The following is an 18,257-nucleotide window of genomic DNA, read 5'->3' as shown; positions in this document are numbered from 1 at the left end:
ATCCTACATATACTGTGGATTGGAGGTTTTTTGTCATGATTTTTTCGTATTTTTATCATAAAAGGAGTTTAATCGTCTAATATATTGTTTATATACGATAAATGTCCTATGAAAAAAGGCCTACATAATTTACCTTTTATATATTATCTACATAACGAAAGAGGTATTCCATGTTACACTTGCAACCTTTGAATATGAACTGGCTGCAATTGGCTCTGGCTCTGCTGGCAAGCCTTGCGTCCTGCACTCTCATTGTCTTCGGAACAGCCCCCTTCCAGGCTGCCGGCCAAAGCCGGGGGAAGCGGTTCACACGAATGAAGGTAATGATCCTGGGCACCACTGCTTTTAGTGCCTCCCACATCCTGGTGCCTTTGTCGCTTAACCTTCCCCTGGCTCCGAAATATTACATACTGCATCTCTTATTCACTCTCGGCGGCTGCTGGGCTGCTACTTATTTTGGCATCCGGTATTCCAGCATGCCCCGCAGCCATACAGGACGCCACTTCAGAATCAGTCTGGTAATCGCCGGCACCATTCTGGTGTTCGATTACCTGAACATCATCTTTCTGTTCCGTGAATTCCTGGTCTGGAAGCCCGCACTCGTCTTCATGACTGCAGCTTCCGCCCTCAGTCTGTGTCTCGCCATTCTGCGTGTCCTGGTGATCTCAAACCGTAACCGTGAGCATCAACTATATTCCAAAGCCACGATTCCAGGCATCTTCCTCTGTGCAATAGGGCTCTTGATGATTCCGCTGCTCTGCGCCTTCTCGGTGATACCTGTCGAGGATGCCGATCCGGGAAGCTATTTGCATCTGATTCCCTATATCTTGACGCTGTTTATCTGCACAGGGCTGTATATTATCCCGGACGCCTACAGGGACACCCGTCAGGAATATCAGAACCGCAGAATTATGGAGACAGAGCAACATTATATGTCACTCTTTGAATATAACCCGGACAGTGTGCTGGCGTTCGATGCCCAGGGTATTGTCACCGGTCTGAACCGTCAGGCGGAGCTGCTCGCCCAGCAGCTAGACCAGGAGCTGGTCGGACGGCACTTCTCGGATCTTTTTGAGGGAGCGTACCATTCACTGGCCCAGCACCATTACCGGCATGTTCTCCGCGGCAAATCCAGTACCATTGAGCTGCAGCTGCGGAACCCTGGTGGTACTATGCTGACCTTCTGGCTCACTTCGCTTCCGATTGTGGTCGAAGACGTCCCCGTGGGTATTTACAGCATTATTAAGGACATCACCAAGAATAAGAAGGACCAGGAAACCATCCGTCATCTGGCCTATCAAGATGAGCTGACCGGGCTTGCCAACCGCCGTTCTTTTCACAATCTGCTGCTTGAGCATACAGAGCAGACCGGCCTCCCTGCTTACCCGTTCACACTGTTCTTTATTGATCTGGACCGCTTCAAACGGATCAACGATTTATTCGGTCATTCCTTCGGTGACAAGGTCATCCAGCAGGCGGCAGGCAAGCTGAAGAACTGTGTCCCCTCCTCCTGCAGCATTGCACGGATGGGCGGGGACGAATTCATAGTGCTGGCTCCCCATCTGCGTAGTCGTGCGGAGACGGAAGCACTGGCAGCCACCATCGTGGGTGAATTTACACATCCCTTTGAAGTAGGTAACCATACTGTGAAATTGTCCGCTTCTGTAGGGATCGCCTGTTTTCCGCAGGACGGGCTTGATGCTGACTCCCTGGTGAAGCACGCCGATACTGCGATGTATAATGCCAAAGAAAACGGCAGCTCCCAGTATCAGTTCTACGATGCGGAACGCGACCAGACCAGTCTGGAACGGATTATTCTGGAGAATGATCTGGAGCAGTCGCTGGACAATGATCAGATCCGGCTGTTCTATCAGCCCAAAATGGATATCCGCAGCGGCGAAATTGTCGGTCTTGAAGCATTAGTTCGCTGGGAACACCCCATTCTGGGCATGATTCCTCCCCTGGAGTTCATTCCGCTGGCAGAGAAATCCGGCTTCATTATTCCGCTCGAGCAATGGGTGCTAAGAACGGCCTGTACCCAGGTGAAAAAGTGGGAGCGTGAGGGCCGCCTGGTCGTTCCCGTTGCCGTCAATGTCTCGCAGATTCATCTGATGAAGCCGGATATTTTCCAGACGATTATGAGCACCATCCATGAGCTTGATTTCGACACCCAGCTGCTGGAGCTTGAGATTACAGAAAGTGCAATGATGCACAACGAAGAGCATGTAATCAGTATCCTGAATGATCTGCAGGGAGCCGGAATTTCCGTGTCTATGGATGATTTTGGGACCGGCTACAGCTCGCTCAGCTATTTGCAGAGCCTTCCGATTGGCTGCCTGAAGATTGACCGTTCCTTTGTCCGCAAAATCACGACTGACACCGACAGCCGGGCCATCGCCGAGATGATTATCTCCATGGCCAAGCAGCTCGGGCTGACCATCGTCGCCGAAGGTGTAGAGACGATAGAGCAAGTTGCACTGCTCAAGGAGATCCAGTGTTACAACGCACAAGGCTTCTACTACAGCAAGCCGGTAAGCGCAGATGAGATTGAGGGCCAATACCTGGAGTAGTTCCCCCTCATTACGGGTAATCACTTCCAAGAGAGCCTGTCAGCGTTAGCCTGCTCCCGGGCAATGCTGAATAATGGCTATTAAGGAGAGATGCAGATGGGCATTACCGGTGAGTACTACATGGAAAAAGGTAATTTGGAGGATATCCTGGCAGGCCATGTGCAGGAAGCCACACTCGATATTGACAAAACCTGGAGCCTGATCGCGGGCATGTTCCCGGATGTTCCACTCGTTCCTGTCCAGGAACAGTACAAGGTTGATAGCAAGGTTACAGAGTATGGCTCTTTCTATTTGCCTGCGGGGGAGGTTGCCCAAATCGCATTACAGATACCCGGGCTTAGGCAGCCTGAACGTGTGGACGAACGGATTGATTTCGAGAAGTGGACCCGTATCCACAACATGGATCTGGATTCCCTCGATGAACAGGAGCTGATCCTGCTGGCCTTTCCAATGAGAGACGATGAGACCTATGAAGAGCTCGTCGACGGGTATCTGCTGCCGCATTTGCAGTCTTTGTTCGATCTGTTTGAAGAAGCGGCGCGGCAGCAGTCCGGTCTGGTGTTCAACATCGTCTAAGCCTTAGAGGCTCCATTTAGCGGGGACTATCCCGGCAAAATCTCATGCAGATATCCGGTCAACGCCTGGGCTGCCCGTTCATGGGCCAATACACCCGGATGGGTTCTGGACCCTACAGTTTCAGCTGTTGTATTGGGAAGCTGGAATACCGACACCCGTCTATCGCCTGTCTTCCTTATATAGCTGCTGACTGCACGGTAGATCGACGGCATCATCGGTATGCCCAGCATGCCATAGGCCCATACGATGTGGGCCTTTTTATTATTTTTCCGAAGTGTACCCAGAAAACGTTCAACCGCCGCCTCAAAGGCTGCCAAATCCTCTTCGTTATACGTTCCGTCTTCATGGAGCCGTTGCTTATGCTTTTCCCCGGTCGCCTCATCCCTCCATGCCGGAGATTGGAATGCGCCGCCATCATTGGTGCCCAGATTCACCACCACCACGTCCGGCTGCCAGTCCTCAAAAGTGTTCGCTGTATGTACCCCTAACGCTTCATTCCTCTCACCCGTCAGCATCCCGCATACCTGCTCATAATACCTTGGAATATTGCAATGCGGATTGTTATCCCAGCTTGTGAGCACACCCCAACCACTCTGGGAAATCACCCGGTAGTCGGCATTCAGCGCTTCTGCTGTCATTGCCGTGTAGTTGTAGGTGGCGCTGAACCAGGCAGGAATCCAGTCTTCCTCCGCCTTGGCGCCTACCGTCCCTTCTCCAGAAGTAATACTGTCGCCGATAAACTCCATCTTATAGGGCTTGTCTGCAACCGGCAGAAATTCCCCATCCCCCTTCACCGCATGGATCTGCAGCAGGCACGCGGGATCTTCGCTCATCGCCTGGACCTCTTTGACCACCCGCACATTTTTAACAGCGTTCTCATTCATACCTCTAAATACACAAATCCAGTACCGGCCTGCGGTCAGCATTTGTCTGCTTACAGGGACCGAATTGATCAGAATGCTGATCCACGGCTCATACACCTCATAATCCGCCTCAACCTCAATCCACAGCTCTGAGCCCTGTACATTGAATTCAACAGCACTCCCCGTCCAAAACAGGGTTAACGGAGCAAGTGCTCCTGTGGTTCTTCCATGGACTTTTACATGCGCTACAGCAGACAGCGGCTGTGTCTTTAAACGTTCTTGTGTGGTCATTGGTTGCCCTCCCAAAATTTCCTTCTCTCTTGGATTATAGCAATTTCATTCTGATACCATGAAGATTATTTCCAAGCAAAAAAACGGCTGCGCCTCCTTCACAAGAAAGGGCAGCCGTTTCCATGTTCACCTGGACTTCAGGATCTTCATACAGTAAATCAGCCTAGTCCGCCGTTTAGCCTCGCCTATGCCCGGAACCTCTTCAAAAACTCAACAGCCAGGCGGATATCCGCCTCCGGATTGCTGCCGACTTCTCGCTCAATCGTCAGATACCCTTGGTAGCCGATATCGTTCAGCGCCTGAAGATAACCGTTCCAGTTGACACTTCCCGCTCCCAGCGGCACTTCGCGGAACGCCGAACCGGACTCTGCCATCTCCGCGATTTTCTCATGGTCCAGCTCCGGTGCTGCATAGCCGTATTCCCCGTATACATCGCGCGGATCGATATTAGCCAGCTTGACACCATCCTTCGCATGGGTGTGCACAATGTAGTCTTTCAGGGTATGCACGCCCTGCACCGGATCATCTCCAGTCACCATCACCATATTGGCAGGGTCAAAGTTGACCGACACCCCTTTGGAACCCAACCCGTCCAGGAACATTTTCAGATGCGCGGCGGTCTCCGGCCCGGTTTCGATCGCGAAGTATGCATTCATCTCATGCGCATACCGGCTTAGCTCCTCACAGGCTATGTGCATCGTCTCATAGATTTGACTGTTCTTGTTCGGAGGAACGATCCCGATATGCGTGGTCACGATGTCTGTGCCCAGTTCCTTGGCCAGCTCCATGATACGCTTCGACTTGTCGATTTTGGCGCGGTTCTGCGCAGGGTCCTGGAAGCCGTGCCCTCCCAGATCGCCGACAAGAGCCGAGATTTCGAGCCCGAGCGAAGCGATATATTCCTTCCATTCGCGGCGGGCAGCCGGAGACAGATGAGCAGGATCGAATTCACCCTGTACCGCATAGATCTGCACCCCGTCCGCGCCTGCTTCTTTTGCCTTCCGCAAGCCCTCCTTCACCCCAACCTGAAAGCTGTCTACGATCACGCCGATTTTATTGCTGATAACAGGTGTCGCCATGGCGGTAATCCTCCTCATATTCAAGTGATTTGATTAGATCGCATTCCATGTCCGCTTGACGTATTCCAGGCCCAGCCTTGTTCCCTTGCGGCATTCTTCCAAACCCTCGAATTCAATGGAAATATAGCCGTCATAACCGCTCTCCTTCACCAGCCTGAGCACACGCGGCATATCGATATCGCCCTGGCCCACGATCGCGCCCCTGAGCCAATTCCCGCCGGAAGACTGGAACCACCCTTCTCCGGGATGCCGGTCCTGCGGACGGACATAGAAATCCTTGAGGTGAACCATGGAGGCAATCTTGAGGTTGCCGGCCACAGCAGTAAGCGGGTTCTCATCGGCGCACAAGAAGTTGCCAACGTCTAGTGTCGTGCGGAAGTTCTCCCGGTCCACAGCGCTTACCAATGCCTGTACCCGGTCACTGTGCTGAATGAAGTATCCGTGATTCTCTACACTCGTTGTGATGCCGAAGCCGGATGCATAATCGGCAATTTCACGGCATGCGTCAGCCAGCTGCGGCAGCTCCTCCAGAAAATGGACAATGGACAGATCAGGTGACGAGGCCACATCATGCCGCATCCGCTGAATGCCAAGTGCCGCACACACCTCCACTTCCCGCTTCACCCGCTCCATTTCCTTCCGCCGCATCTCTGTATCCAGTCCGGCAAAATTCGCACCGATCGCATAATTGGACAACTCAAGGCCACGGTCCGCTGCAGTCTTCAGAATCACATCCGTAAGCTCTGGATTGTCGATCAGATTGAAGCCTAAGGGTACAATCTCTGCATGTTCCGCCCCCAGGTCGGCGATCGTCTCCAGGACGCCCTTCAGTGTCAGCTCTCCGGCGGCAAACGCCGCGTGCAGACTGTAAGTGCTGATTCCGAGCTTCATAATTTCACCTCTTCACCTTTGGCTGCGGATGCGTAGATCCCGCCAAGTATCTTCATGATTTCCACCCCGTCCCGCACAGGGCTCAGCGGCTCCGATCCGCTGCCTACACAGTTGGTGAAATGATCAATTTCATACTGGAACGCACTGTTAAAATCGAAACCTGCATGATCCGTCTGCGGATAGATATTGACGATGGTATTGGCCTCTTCACGGACAATCACCGTTTCGGGATCGATTTCAAAGCCGCCTTTCTCCCCATATAGGCGCACAGACCGTTCATCTTCCTTGGCATGCAGTGTAAAGCTGACATCTACTAACAGCGAGGCTCCGTTCTCGAACCGGATCAGCGCATTCGCCAGATCCTCCACGGTATTATTCGCCGCATCGTAGTCGGCAGCTTTATAGAAAGAGAGATGTTCCACGTGGGCGCGGTTACCCAGCTTCCGGTAGGTATTGGCACTGACTGATACCGGCTTCGGACGGCCCATCAAGTACCAGCACAGATCGATGACATGGACCCCGATATCAATCAGCGGCCCACCGCCGGAGCGTTCGATGTCAGCGAACCAGCCGCCGGGATTACCAAGACGCCGTAACGTCGTCGCCTTCGCATAGTAGATCTCACCGAACTCCCCAGCTTCCACCAGCTTCTGAAGCAGCTGGACGTTGGCATCGTAGCGCCGGACGAAGCCCACTTGCAAAATCTTGCCGCTCTCTTCCACTACCTGCTGAACCTGTACCGCTTCTTCCAGCGTACGGCAGAGCGGCTTCTCCACCAGCACATGCTTGCCGGCTTGCAGTGCCGCAATGCTGATCTCGGCATGGGAGTTGTTCCAGGTACAGATACTGACCGCATCGACGGCGGGATCAGCCAGCAGCGCGCGGTAATCCGTATACACCCTCTCCGCACCATACTCAGCAGCAGCTGCCTTTGCACGTTCTTCATTCAAGTCGCATACCGCATACACAGCGGTCTGAGGATTCTTCCGGTAGGCATTCAGATGCATACCTGAGATGGAGCCTGTTCCAATTACGCCAACCCTGATCATATCTACGAACCTTCTCTCCATTATTTGCATACGTTCTGATTCGTATTATAATGATTTCAATCATGAAGACCATGCAGCGCCTTGCGGTCTTATTTGTACAATTGTGCGGTGGAGGTGTGATCCAACAATGTTGAACTATGACCTGGAACTGCGGGAGCCCATGGATATGCCGGACCCCGAGTTTCCCATCAAAGTACATACCCAGCGCTTTGACAGGGCGGGCGTCGTGCTGTTCCCCCATCACTGGCATGAGCATCTGGAATTTCTGTTCATTGAGCGCGGGGAGGCGGTGTTCGAATGCGGACGGACACCCATCCATGTCCGTGCCGGCGATCTGATCGCCGTGAACAGCAATGAGCTGCATTATGGCGTAAGCGCCTCTGCCGATCTGCTCTATTACGCGATTATTGCGGACACCTCGCTACTGCATAGCGCCGTAAGTGACGCTGCAGAGACCAAATTCATCGCACCGATCCAGCAGAACCGTCTGCTGCTCCGCAACCATATCTCCGGGGATCAGCATATTACAGACTGTGCCCTGACCATTATCCGTGAACTCGAACGCCGCGAATTCGGCTATGAGCTGGCAGTCAAGTCCGAGCTGTACCGCCTGCTTACACTGCTGCTGCGCGGACATGTGGTAACCGTACTCTCGCAGGCCGAACAGACCCGTCGCATTCAGACCATTGAGCGGTTCGCTCCGGTGCTGCGTTATATTGACACCCATTACAGCGAGTCTATCTTCGTGGACCATCTTGCGGCGCTGGCCGGGCTCAGCCGCTTCCATTTCAGCCGCCTCTTCAAGGAGCTGACCGGACACACGATATCCGAATATGTTAACGCCGTCCGTCTGGACCGGGCCGACTCCATGCTGCGCCATACGCAGCTGACCGTTTCCCAAATCGCCGCAGCCACCGGATTCAATGATATTTACTACTTCAGCCGCACCTTCAAAAAACACAAGCAGAGAACCCCCTCCAGTGTGAGAGGCTTCTAGGGTACAAGGAAATACACCCTTTATGTCGAATACCTACCTTCGAAGCAGATCTGCTTCCGCTTACAACATCACTGCCCAACAGAGGAGAGGATTCATTTGGCCTACACCATCAATAATCTGAAAGATAACAGCAATGTTGTGATCAAGGAACAGCTTGGCGGATTTTCGGTTATCGAGTACAAAGAGGATTTGAGCAGCACCACCTTGGCGGAAGCACAATCCAACTTCTTCATGAGCAAAAGCAACATGCGCAACAAGCAGCTCATGATTGAGCTGAACAACAGCGAGGTTACGCTCAGTGCCGGGGCCATGCAGTATATGGTCGGAAATATTGAAATGACTTCAGGGGTAAAAGGGGTCGGTGGACTGATGCGAAATATCGTGTCCAGCGCCGCAACCGGAACCAGCGCCATCAAACCTCTCTACAAAGGCACAGGTACGATTCTGCTGGAAACCACTTATAAATATCTGTGGCTGATTGATGTCGATAACGATCATATCGTCATTGATGACGGCCTGTTCCTGGCCTGTGAGTCTTCCCTCCAGCTGGCCGTCACCGCGCGCAAGAATCTGTCCTCTGCCGCACTGGGCGGAGAGGGGCTGTTCAATCTGAGCGCCAAAGGCAAAGGCATCCTGGCTCTGGAAGCACCGATTCCCTCCGAGGAGGCCGTTGTCGTTGAACTGCAGAATGATGTGCTGAAGGTCGATGGCAACTTTGCATTAATGTGGTCCAACACCCTGGATTTCACCGTAGAAAAATCAGGCAAAACCCGTCTCGGCTCCGCTGCCTCCGGCGAGGGGCTCGTCAATGTGTACCGGGGGACAGGCACCGTGTGGCTGGCTCCGCTTACCCAGTACAGAAACAGCCTGTTTCAGCCGAATACCCCTTAAATAATTTCTCAGAATAGCACTTTGTTTATCGAATCAGCACTTCCTTTGTCACCCGTGCAGGGAGCCGCTTATGAAGAGCGAATTGTTCATAGCAAGACTACCTGAACTGGAGGAACCGAAATGGAAATGCTGAAAACAAAGGATGCCGCAGAGCTGCTGTCCGTTAGCCAGACCACCATCAAACGCTGGGCTGCCATGTTCCCTGATTTCTTTCCAAAGGACCGGTTTGGACATTATATATTCTCAGAGCAGGCAATCAGCCTGCTACAATTGATTAAAGACCGCATCAATCGCGGGGAAGCACTGGAGTGCATCAACCTGGAGCTTGCTACTGGCACCGGGCAGCCCGTATCACAGGAGAAGGACCCGCTCCTCCGCACACCCGACGGGCCTATGGAAGACATGCTGTCGCGAATCGATTACATTGAACGCTCACTAGAACATAAAGCTGACGAGGTAGTCTCGGTACAGCTGCTCCAGCAGCGCGGAGAGCTTGAGGACCTGCGTCAAATGATCAAGCAATTGGCGGTATCTCTGGAAACGATCCAAGAGCGGGGCGGTCCAGCCCTCTTCCCGCACGAGCCTAACGCTGCAGCCGGAAGGGTCCAGAATCCGCCGCGCAAGCGCGGGCTGTTGCGCACTTTTTTCTCATTCCTGTAACCCCAAATCCGCATGCAGACCAAACAAAGAACGGCTGATTCCATGGATCATGGATCAACCGTTCTTTGTTGTAGCTGTCTAGAACAGGCTTTTTGCCGCTTCAATTAATTGCTCTTGGGTCACCGTCTGGGAATCGGTCTGCACATGATAGGCAGTGGTCTTGCCTTCGCCTTCACTCAGCCATGTTACATCCTGATGGACACTGCTCTGCCCGAACAGCGACTGACTGTCCTTCAGATAATGTGCCGTTAGGCCGCCGATTTGAAGTTCTTCATACACCGTACCAGGCGGAACGAGTTGGAATACCTTGGCACCGGGAGCGCCGTCTGCAATTTGCCAGGTCAGATAGATCGATTCGCCCGCCGCATTGCGGTATACAGAAGTGTAGGTTTTAGTAATATCTTCAGACACATCCGTCTTACGCCACAGCATCTCACTTCCCGTCTTCTTGCTCTCAGCCTTCATTTCATCCAGAAGTGTGTAGGCATCCGCCCCGAACGTGAATTGGAAGGGCGAAGTCTCCATGCCTTCTACGAAATGGTAGGTTCCAAGGATCGATTCAGGAAACTTCTCCCCGACATGATGCTCCTGCAAGGCCGCTTTCCACCCCTCTAAAGGAAGTACAACCGGTTTATTGATGCCGTAGACAACCGGGGTTCCTTGAGCCTCAATGTCATGGTCTTTAAAATATACAACCGCCGTTTCTCCAGGGTTTAGCTGTGCTCTCACTTCCGCAAGCGAACCGCGGATCTTCGCTACATCTCCTGGAAGGAGCTGCAGCTTCTGCTCGATCTTATAGTTAGAGGAGAGCTTATCGGTATGGTCATCAAACAGGAGCTTGCTGCCTGCATAGCCGAACCCGCATAGTACAATGAAAATAGCGGCGATCAGGACAAATTTCGGCGTTTTTTTAGTTTTGAACATGGATGGTTTTCCCCTTTGTTGCATCACCTGCTGCCTGTATTCTGCCGCTATTCGGGTATCCAGATCAGAAGGACACCTCCGGGAATCTCGTTTGAACTCCTCTACCAGCTGCCGCTCAATAGACAAAGCCATCCCCCTCCTTTCGCAATCCCAGTTCGTCGAACCGCTGGCGCAGCTGCTTAAGCGCATGATGATGCCTGGATTTTACGGTACCTAATGGAATCTTCAGCAATACGGCGATTTCCTCCAGCGAGCAATCCTGATAATAGCGGAGGACAATAACCTCTTTGAGTTTGAGCGATAATGTCTGGAGAACCGGAAGCAGCTCAAGCTGATCATCCAGCGCCGTTAGCCGCAGCTCTGCAGCAGTATCGGATGATTTGGCGGTGCTCAGCTTCAGTTTTTCCGTGATCCGAAACAGCCGCCACTCCTTCCGCTTCCAGTTACGCACTTGCCTGATAATCAATCCGTTGAACCATGAATTGAATTGTAATTCCGGATCATACCTGCCCACACTTTTGTATAGCTCGAAATAGACTTCACTCATAATATCTGCAATATCTTTCCTGCTTGGAGCGAGGTAACCGATTAACCGGTAAGCATGCTCGCGTGTTGCTTCGTAAACGACTTGGAATGCTTCTTCATCCCCCTGGCTCATCCGGATAAGCCACGGGTTCAAGTCTAAGTCCTTCATAAGGGCCGGCCTCCATTCGGGTCTTACAACAGATATTGGCTCCTTTTGCCTAAAAGGTTCAAACGGTCCATGAAAAACTATCAATAGCCAATTTATAAAAAGTTTAACAGCTGTTTAAGTTTGCGGCGAACTCTTCGCCTCTTTATTTATCCCTATTTTAAAACTGCCTTTTATGATAGGGCTATGAATATTAGGAGGGAAGTATATGAAGAATTACCGTGCCTATGCTCTGACTAAGCTAGCCTCTATCTCCGTTCAGGCTGGCGTTAGCGTCAGATTAGCTCAAAAAAACCACATGATAAACTGATTAACATGTGGTTTCATAATAGTCTCAATTACTATTTTAATTCGTATTCTTTAGGCGGATTTTCAAAGCCGTTCCCAAAAAACCACAGTCTACCGCATATTTTACATTCAAGAAAACTTTTCATTTTAAGGTATAATTCTTCTGCATCGATTTGTCCTTGATATTGGTCATATTCAACATCAGAGATGAATTTGTATTCAATATCACAAGGTATATCACCAAATCTAAGAACCTCTCCACATTTACATCTGATTTTAGGCATAGTAACCCTCCATTATTATGGCATGATAATTATCCAGACAATACATTTCCCACTTGTAGTTGTAGGTGTATATACATCAGGATACAGGAAGATAATGAAGCTTGTCATTGCAGCTATCGTCGGCACGATAATCTATAGTTTCTCCTTCGGCTACGCATTTTCCCGTTTCATCGATTTGCCCCACCCAACCCACTTCTCTCGATCATTTCACACGAAACACCGGTTACTAAGCGATTCCTGCGGTTCCTACGGTTACAATTTTTGCTTTTGCAAAATATCCATGAAACGTGTTAACATTCGCGTTGTCAGTTGTACGAGAACACAAGGTCAACAGGCTGAAATGGAGGAGCACTATGCAATTCAGGGGACGCTTATATCCGGGTAAATGGTTCGACAGGCTATTGATACGCAAAAAGATTATGTATGTCTACATTCCGCTGATTATATTACCCTTATTTATTCTAGGCTTTGTCTCGTACCGGGTCTATACCGATGCTATTGTCAAGAAAACAGTGAACAGTGTCTCCGACAATTCAACCTTGATTACTACACTCATGAACAGCATGCTGACCAATACGGAAAGCGCTGCCAATATATTAACCTTAAATCTGAACAAAGTGATCGTCGAGAAATATTCGGAAGACGGCGGGCAGGTATCAGATCTGCAGCTCTACACCCAAATCACCAATCAGTTAAGCTACGCGCTGCTGATCTTCCCGGATGTGGATTCAGCAGCTTATATCAGCCGAAGCGGTGTGGTCTATGGCTCAAATCTGGAGATGGAGAGGAACGCCGGGCAGCTCCAGGGAAGCGGTATGCTGAGCACACTGGAGCATTCCCGCGGCTCTAATATTTGGTTTCCTATGGAGCGCCGCAGCTATCTGGTCTCCAGCCCGGAACAGCCGGTGCTCTCCCTTGGCAAACGAATTGTCAACATCAATACCGGAGAGACGCTGGGCTACGTCATTCTGAATGTGCGGGAGGATGCCTTATCAGCCATCTACCGCAATATCGGCTCCATCCAGGATGAATCCTTCATGATTGTTGACCCCAGCGGCCTGGTGGTCTCTGCACTGGAGCCAAGCCAGGTATTACACCCGCTGCCCGGAGGTGCTCTAAGAGACTGGGTGATAGGATCTGCTGAACAAAATCTGCTGCAGCCTTCTCCCTCAGGAAGGATGCTTCTGATCCGTGCAGATATTACTAAGCTAGGCTGGCAGCTAATCTCCATGGTCCCCTATAATCGTCTGAACGAGGATACCAAAACCATTACACAGTTGATCATCCTCATAGGTTTCATCTGCCTGTTCTTTGCGATTCTTGGTGCGGGCATGTTATCCAATCTGATTGCCAAGCCTATTATCAACCTCTCCCGTCATATGAAGCATGTGAATGAAGGCCATCTGGACCCCTACCTGGAGGTCAAATCCAGGGATGAAATCGGAATCCTCGCCTCCGGGTTCAATATGATGATGAACCGGGTCGAAGAGCTGCTGAGCAACATCGGCAAGGAGCAGCGGGAAAAGAGGGAATATGAGCTTGCTCTAATTCAGGCGCAGATCAAACCTCATTTTTTATATAATACGCTGGATGTCATTTATACGCTGTCGGACATGGGAAGACCACGGGACGTACAGCGGACCACGAAGGCGCTTGCCGACTTCTATAGGGTGGTCTTAAGTAATGGCCGGGACCAGATCACGTTACAGGAAGAACTGAACAGCGTCCGGGATTACCTGTCTATTCAACAGATCCGGTATTCGGATGTATTCAATTTCCTGATTGAGATCGAACCGGATATTCTCCCCTGTATTATTCCTAAGCTTACCCTGCAGCCGCTTGTAGAAAATGCAATTTATCACGGGCTTAAGACCAAGGGCTCCTTCGGTGAACTTATAATCAGCGGATACAGAGAAGAAAACAAGGTGATCTTGAAGATCACAGATGACGGAGTGGGGATGTCTGAAGAACGGCTGCACGCACTGGAAACTGCCATGAGGGGTCAGGAAAAGCCCGTCGGCTATGGAATAAGCAGTGTTCACGAACGAATCAGACTTTATTTTGGCTCTGAATACGGATTGCAGATTACAAGCAAGCTTGGACAAGGAACAGAGATCGCTGTGAATCTCCCTTATCCGGGCCGGTCAGGAGAATAATATATGCAGACAGTAATGATTGTAGACGACGAGAGTATTTTCCGTGAATATCTGCGCGGAGTGCTGGATTGGGACACGCTGGGTTTTGAGATTTCGATTGAAGCGAAGAATGGGGTGGAGGCGCTGGAGCTTTGTACAGCACATCCGGTAGATATCGCACTGATTGATATCACCATGCCTTTCATGGATGGCTTGGAGCTTACGCGGAAGCTGAAGGAGCAATACCCTGAAATGAGCATCGTGCTGATTACGGGACATAATGAATTTGAGTATGCGCGGACAGCGCTCAAGCTGGGGGTAGAGGATTATATTCTGAAGCCCTTTTCCAAAGACGAGCTGATGCTGACCCTGCTCAAGCTGCAGCAGGAGCACCAGAAGGTTCAAAAAGAGAATTTAACGTATAAAGAGAACCAGCAGCTCGTCAAGGATAGCTTCCTTAATCAGCTCATTAGCGGCGACTGCATGCTGACCCATGAGGAAATTATGACACGCCTTGGGCAGTACAACATCCACATTCAGAGCCCGGTTTTTGTTGTCGCATGCATCGAAATTGACCATATTGACCGCAAATGGGAGAAAATAAGCGAACGGCTGCTCATGAAATACGCCGTTACGAACATCCTCAACGAAACCCTGGATGACAGCTGGAAACATCATATCTTCAATGGACCGGAAGGGCGGATTATCGGACTGATTGAGCATGTGGACCATCACAACCCTATGGCGTCTTTTTTGGACGGATACAGAAGGCTCGGCGAATTAATCAAGAAATACCTAAATTTCACGATTACGATCGGTATTGGCCGCAGTAAACAAGGATTCAAGGATATCCACGATTCCTACCAGGAAGCGCTTATCGCCTTGCAGAACAAGTTTGTCCTCGGCCATGACCGTGTGATCACTTATGAATCGGTTGCCGCTGAGATTGGACAACAGGCATTTTACCCCGTAGAGGTCAATGAGAAGCTGCTGATTCAGCTTCGGATGCGGAATTCGGAAGGGGTGCAGCACATCCTTGACGGTGTATTTGACTCCATTCTCGAAAGACGGCTGTCGATTGAACATGTGTATGTCATTTGCATTGGTCTGATTGCTGTGAACCTCGCCTATATCACAGAATCAGGCCATCCGGTTGAAGAGTGCTTCGGAGAGAACTTCTTCCCCTACAACGAAATCCGCAAGTTTGAGTCGCTGGAAATGACCTTTGAATGGATCAAGGAATTGTTTCATAAGGCCATCCGCTACACGGGCCAGTATAAAAATACAAGGGCCGCGAAAATTGCACAGTCGGCCAAAGCATATATAGAGCAATGTTATCCCGATCCTGAGCTTCAACTGGAGCAGGTTGCCCAGCATGTATTCATTAATGCCAGCTATCTGCGGGCTGTATTCAAGAAGGAGTTCGGTATGACACTGAGTGATTACATTACCCAATACCGGATGAAAAAAGCGAAAGAACAGCTGGGGCAAGGCGGTCTGCGCTTATCCGACATCGCTGAGAGTGTCGGTTACAGCGACGCAGGATATTTTAGCAAAAGCTTCAAGAAATTCTACGGATACTCCCCCAGCGAGTATGAGAAGAACCGGAGTTAAGATTCTTTCTGCGCGGATTTTACCAGAAGCACGCAGTTTTTGCCTTATCACCATGGCCCGCTCTTACTATACTTAAGTCAGAAAACAACATTGAAGGGGGTCACCCGAATGAAGAAAGTAGCCACAGCTCTAGCGGGCTTAAGCCTAGTGTTTGTAAGCGCATGCGGTTCAGCGGGCAACAACACAGATACAGCAGCAAAAGAAACAAACGCCGGATCACCTGCAGCGACAGAAGCAGCGGCAGCAACAACGGCAGCACCGGAAAAAGCAGTCAAGCTGCGTATTTATGCCCAATATTCCGATGATGACACGAAGCTCCCTTATGACTACGCTGTCGCGGAATTGAAGAAAGAGATGCCCAATGTCGAGCTGGAGCTGGAGGTACAGGCTCAGGATGACGGGCAGAAGCTCAAAACCTACGCCGCAACCGGGAACCTGCCGGACATCTACCAGGCGGGCACAGACATTATTAATACCTTCAAGAAATCGGGCAATATTCTGGAGCTGGACAAATACGCCGATCTATATGATTTCAAAAGCAAAATGTACCCAAGTACGATGAATACGCTAATCAGTGAAGACGGCCATATCTATGCCTATCCTTATGCCGGCAACGAATTCATGCTCCTCTACTACAACAAGGAGCTGTTCGAGAAAAATAATGTTAAGGTTCCTACCACCTATGACGAGCTGATGACAGCTGTACAAACCTTTAACAAAGCGGGAATTACTCCGTTGTCCCTGTTCGCCAAAGAAAAATGGCCAACTGTTGCCCTCTATGATGTGTTCGCAACACGCACTGAGCCGCAAGGCATTCTGAAGCTGCAAAGCGGAGAAGCATCGCCAAGCGATCCTGCGTACAAGCAAGCCACAGATGAATTATATAAACTGATCCAGGCCGGCCTGCTGCCTAAGGGCGCAACCAACCTGAATTTCGACCAGGCAGCCTCCCTGTTCTATGAAGGCAAAGCCGCCATGTTCCTGAATGGACAATGGGAAATCGCAACTTCCACAGAAAAGCTTGGCGACAAAGTGGGCTGGATGTACTTCCCGGCCGCAGACGCAGCCTCCTATGAGAAGAACAAATATGCTTTTGTCGGTGGAGGAAATCCAGGCGGATATGCAGTGAATCCGGATACTAAGGATCCTGAGCTGGCAGCCAAAGTAGCGGCCTTCATCTCCTTGAAATATGCCGAATTCAAATACACCGAGCGCGGCAATCCGCTGGTAGCCACCAAAGTGGATAAGCCTATTGTGAAAGAATACCCTCCAATGATGAAGCAGCTGTCTGAGGATATTTCCAAGATCACCAGCACCACCGCCTTCGACTGGGGTCTCTCTGATGCTAAATTCAAAGCAGCGATTGAAGATGCCACACAAGTCCTGATGACCGGCGGTTACAGCGTAGATGAATTCATTAAAGATGTAAGCAAAGCAATACCAAACGGTAAATAAACAGCACCACCTGAATAGGACCCGCCTAGCCCTTGGGTACGGGCGGGTCCTATCCTTTTCTTCAAAGCTATGGATTGTGCAGCTACCAGCAAGGGATGTGAAGAGATGAAGAAATTTTTAGGGAACAAGACAGCGATTGCCATATTTACGCTGCCTGCACTCCTTTTGTATACCATTATGGTGTTCTACCCGATTATGCAGACTTTCTTCCGCAGTTTATATGAATGGGACGGTCTAACAGCAGGAACCTTCATTTGGTTTGACAACTATAAGAATTTATTTGACGACAGTGTGTTCTATACCTCTCTCTATAATGGGCTGATCTTTGCAGCCATCATTACCGTTACACAGATCGGTATCGCTTCGATTCTGGCTTTTGTCATCGCCGATGGCGTCGTTAAGGGCCGCCGGCTGCTGAGAATCAGTTATTTTATCCCCGTTGTGCTGTCGATTACAGTGGTCTGCCAATTATGGCTGTCCATTTATAACGGGCAATATGGTCTCATGAACAAGCTGTTCGAGATCCTCGGCATTCATTATCAGCAAGACTGGCTCTCAAGCAGCAAATCGGCGATCATCGCCGTGGCCTTCGTCAATGCCTGGCAGTATATGGGCTATCACTTTGCTCTGATCCTTGCGGGAGTGAGATCGGTACCCGAGCAATACATGGAAGCGGCCCGGATTGACGGTGCAACCAAACTGCAGGCGATCCGCAAAATCATGATTCCCATGATGGCTGAAACGTATAAGTTCTGTCTGGTCTTCGCAGTTACGGGAGGACTGAATGCTTTTGCAAATATGTATATTATGACCGGTGGTGGACCAGGAACTTCAACCTATACACTTACCTATTTGATGTATCGTTCCGCTTTCCGTGTGGGAGAGTTCGGTTATGGAAGTGCGGCGGCGGCTATGCTGGTCATTGAATGCCTGCTTACAACACTAATCATCAACCGTCTGGTTGCCAGAGAACGAATCACTTATTAAAGGAAGTGTCCA

16 protein-coding genes are annotated in these 18,257 nt (G+C 50.5%); 9 read left to right on the top strand and 7 right to left on the bottom strand.

Annotated features, from left to right (window positions below):
- The first annotated feature begins 170 nt into the window (after positions 1–170).
- Together A3849_RS09460 and A3849_RS09455 are read left to right on the top strand one after the other, a co-directional pair.
- A complete protein-coding gene (locus A3849_RS09460) occupies positions 171–2,570 on the top strand; it encodes a putative bifunctional diguanylate cyclase/phosphodiesterase (protein WP_074111169.1) in 2,400 nt (799 codons plus the stop codon).
- A 96-nt stretch (positions 2,571–2,666) separates the two neighbouring features.
- On the top strand, positions 2,667–3,146 hold the full coding sequence (locus A3849_RS09455) for a hypothetical protein (protein WP_074111168.1): 480 nt from the start codon (positions 2,667–2,669) through the stop codon (positions 3,144–3,146).
- A 26-nt stretch (positions 3,147–3,172) separates the two neighbouring features.
- Here A3849_RS09455 and A3849_RS09450 read toward each other — a convergent pair whose 3' ends face one another.
- The 4 genes from A3849_RS09450 to A3849_RS09435 all read right to left on the bottom strand — a co-directional run bounded on the left by A3849_RS09450 (position 3,173) and on the right by A3849_RS09435 (position 7,319).
- Positions 3,173–4,300: an SGNH/GDSL hydrolase family protein gene (locus A3849_RS09450; RefSeq protein WP_074111167.1), complete on the bottom strand. Its 1,128-nt coding sequence runs from the start codon at positions 4,298–4,300 to the stop codon at positions 3,173–3,175.
- A gap of 185 nt (positions 4,301–4,485) precedes the next feature.
- Positions 4,486–5,379, bottom strand: a complete 894-nt coding sequence (locus tag A3849_RS09445) for a sugar phosphate isomerase/epimerase family protein (protein ID WP_074111166.1) — start codon at positions 5,377–5,379, stop codon at positions 4,486–4,488.
- A 33-nt stretch (positions 5,380–5,412) separates the two neighbouring features.
- Positions 5,413–6,270 (bottom strand): sugar phosphate isomerase/epimerase family protein, encoded by an 858-nt coding sequence (locus A3849_RS09440; protein WP_074111165.1) that lies wholly within the window; start codon positions 6,268–6,270, stop codon positions 5,413–5,415.
- Entirely contained in the window at positions 6,267–7,319 is a 1,053-nt protein-coding gene (locus tag A3849_RS09435; protein WP_074111164.1) for a Gfo/Idh/MocA family protein, read from the bottom strand. The genes A3849_RS09440 and A3849_RS09435 overlap by 4 nt, the downstream gene beginning before the upstream one ends.
- Before the next feature lie 127 nt (positions 7,320–7,446).
- On the opposite strand from A3849_RS09435, the gene A3849_RS09430 reads away from it, so the two are divergent.
- From A3849_RS09430 to A3849_RS09420, 3 genes are all read left to right on the top strand, one after another.
- Positions 7,447–8,316: an AraC family transcriptional regulator gene (locus A3849_RS09430; protein ID WP_074111163.1), complete on the top strand. Its 870-nt coding sequence runs from the start codon at positions 7,447–7,449 to the stop codon at positions 8,314–8,316.
- Positions 8,317–8,412: 96 nt separating this feature from the next.
- Positions 8,413–9,207, top strand: a complete 795-nt coding sequence (locus A3849_RS09425; RefSeq protein ID WP_074088291.1) for an AIM24 family protein — start codon at positions 8,413–8,415, stop codon at positions 9,205–9,207.
- A gap of 120 nt (positions 9,208–9,327) precedes the next feature.
- A complete protein-coding gene (locus A3849_RS09420) occupies positions 9,328–9,867 on the top strand; it encodes a MerR family transcriptional regulator (RefSeq protein WP_074111162.1) in 540 nt (179 codons plus the stop codon).
- A 78-nt stretch (positions 9,868–9,945) separates the two neighbouring features.
- Here the strand turns inward: A3849_RS09420 and A3849_RS09415 are convergent, their stop codons facing one another.
- The 3 genes from A3849_RS09415 to A3849_RS09405 form a co-directional block, all read right to left on the bottom strand.
- Entirely contained in the window at positions 9,946–10,791 is an 846-nt protein-coding gene (locus tag A3849_RS09415; RefSeq protein ID WP_143191769.1) for a hypothetical protein, read from the bottom strand.
- Between the two features lie 115 nt (positions 10,792–10,906).
- Complete coding sequence (locus A3849_RS09410) at positions 10,907–11,485, bottom strand: sigma-70 family RNA polymerase sigma factor (protein ID WP_074111160.1); 579 nt, start codon at positions 11,483–11,485, stop codon at positions 10,907–10,909.
- A gap of 338 nt (positions 11,486–11,823) precedes the next feature.
- Positions 11,824–12,054 (bottom strand): hypothetical protein, encoded by a 231-nt coding sequence (locus A3849_RS09405; protein ID WP_074111159.1) that lies wholly within the window; start codon positions 12,052–12,054, stop codon positions 11,824–11,826.
- Between the two features lie 353 nt (positions 12,055–12,407).
- Between A3849_RS09405 and A3849_RS09400 the strand changes: the two genes are divergently transcribed.
- The 4 genes from A3849_RS09400 (at position 12,408) to A3849_RS09385 (ending at position 18,245) form a co-directional block, all read left to right on the top strand.
- Positions 12,408–14,210, top strand: a complete 1,803-nt coding sequence (locus A3849_RS09400; protein WP_074111158.1) for a sensor histidine kinase — start codon at positions 12,408–12,410, stop codon at positions 14,208–14,210.
- A gap of 3 nt (positions 14,211–14,213) precedes the next feature.
- Positions 14,214–15,803 (top strand): response regulator, encoded by a 1,590-nt coding sequence (locus A3849_RS09395; RefSeq protein ID WP_074111157.1) that lies wholly within the window; start codon positions 14,214–14,216, stop codon positions 15,801–15,803.
- A gap of 108 nt (positions 15,804–15,911) precedes the next feature.
- Positions 15,912–17,258: an ABC transporter substrate-binding protein gene (locus A3849_RS09390; protein WP_074111156.1), complete on the top strand. Its 1,347-nt coding sequence runs from the start codon at positions 15,912–15,914 to the stop codon at positions 17,256–17,258.
- Between the two features lie 105 nt (positions 17,259–17,363).
- Positions 17,364–18,245 carry a carbohydrate ABC transporter permease gene (locus A3849_RS09385; protein WP_074111155.1) on the top strand — a complete coding sequence of 294 codons (882 nt, stop codon included), beginning with the start codon at positions 17,364–17,366 and terminating at the stop codon, positions 18,243–18,245.
- Positions 18,246–18,257: the final 12 nt, after the last annotated feature.

This window comes from Paenibacillus sp. P46E, from assembly GCF_001909095.1.
Lineage (GTDB): Bacteria > Bacillota > Bacilli > Paenibacillales > Paenibacillaceae > Paenibacillus_AQ > Paenibacillus_AQ helianthi.
Note: the sequence above shows the minus strand (reverse complement) of the source record. Positions and strands in the feature narration are given on the sequence as shown.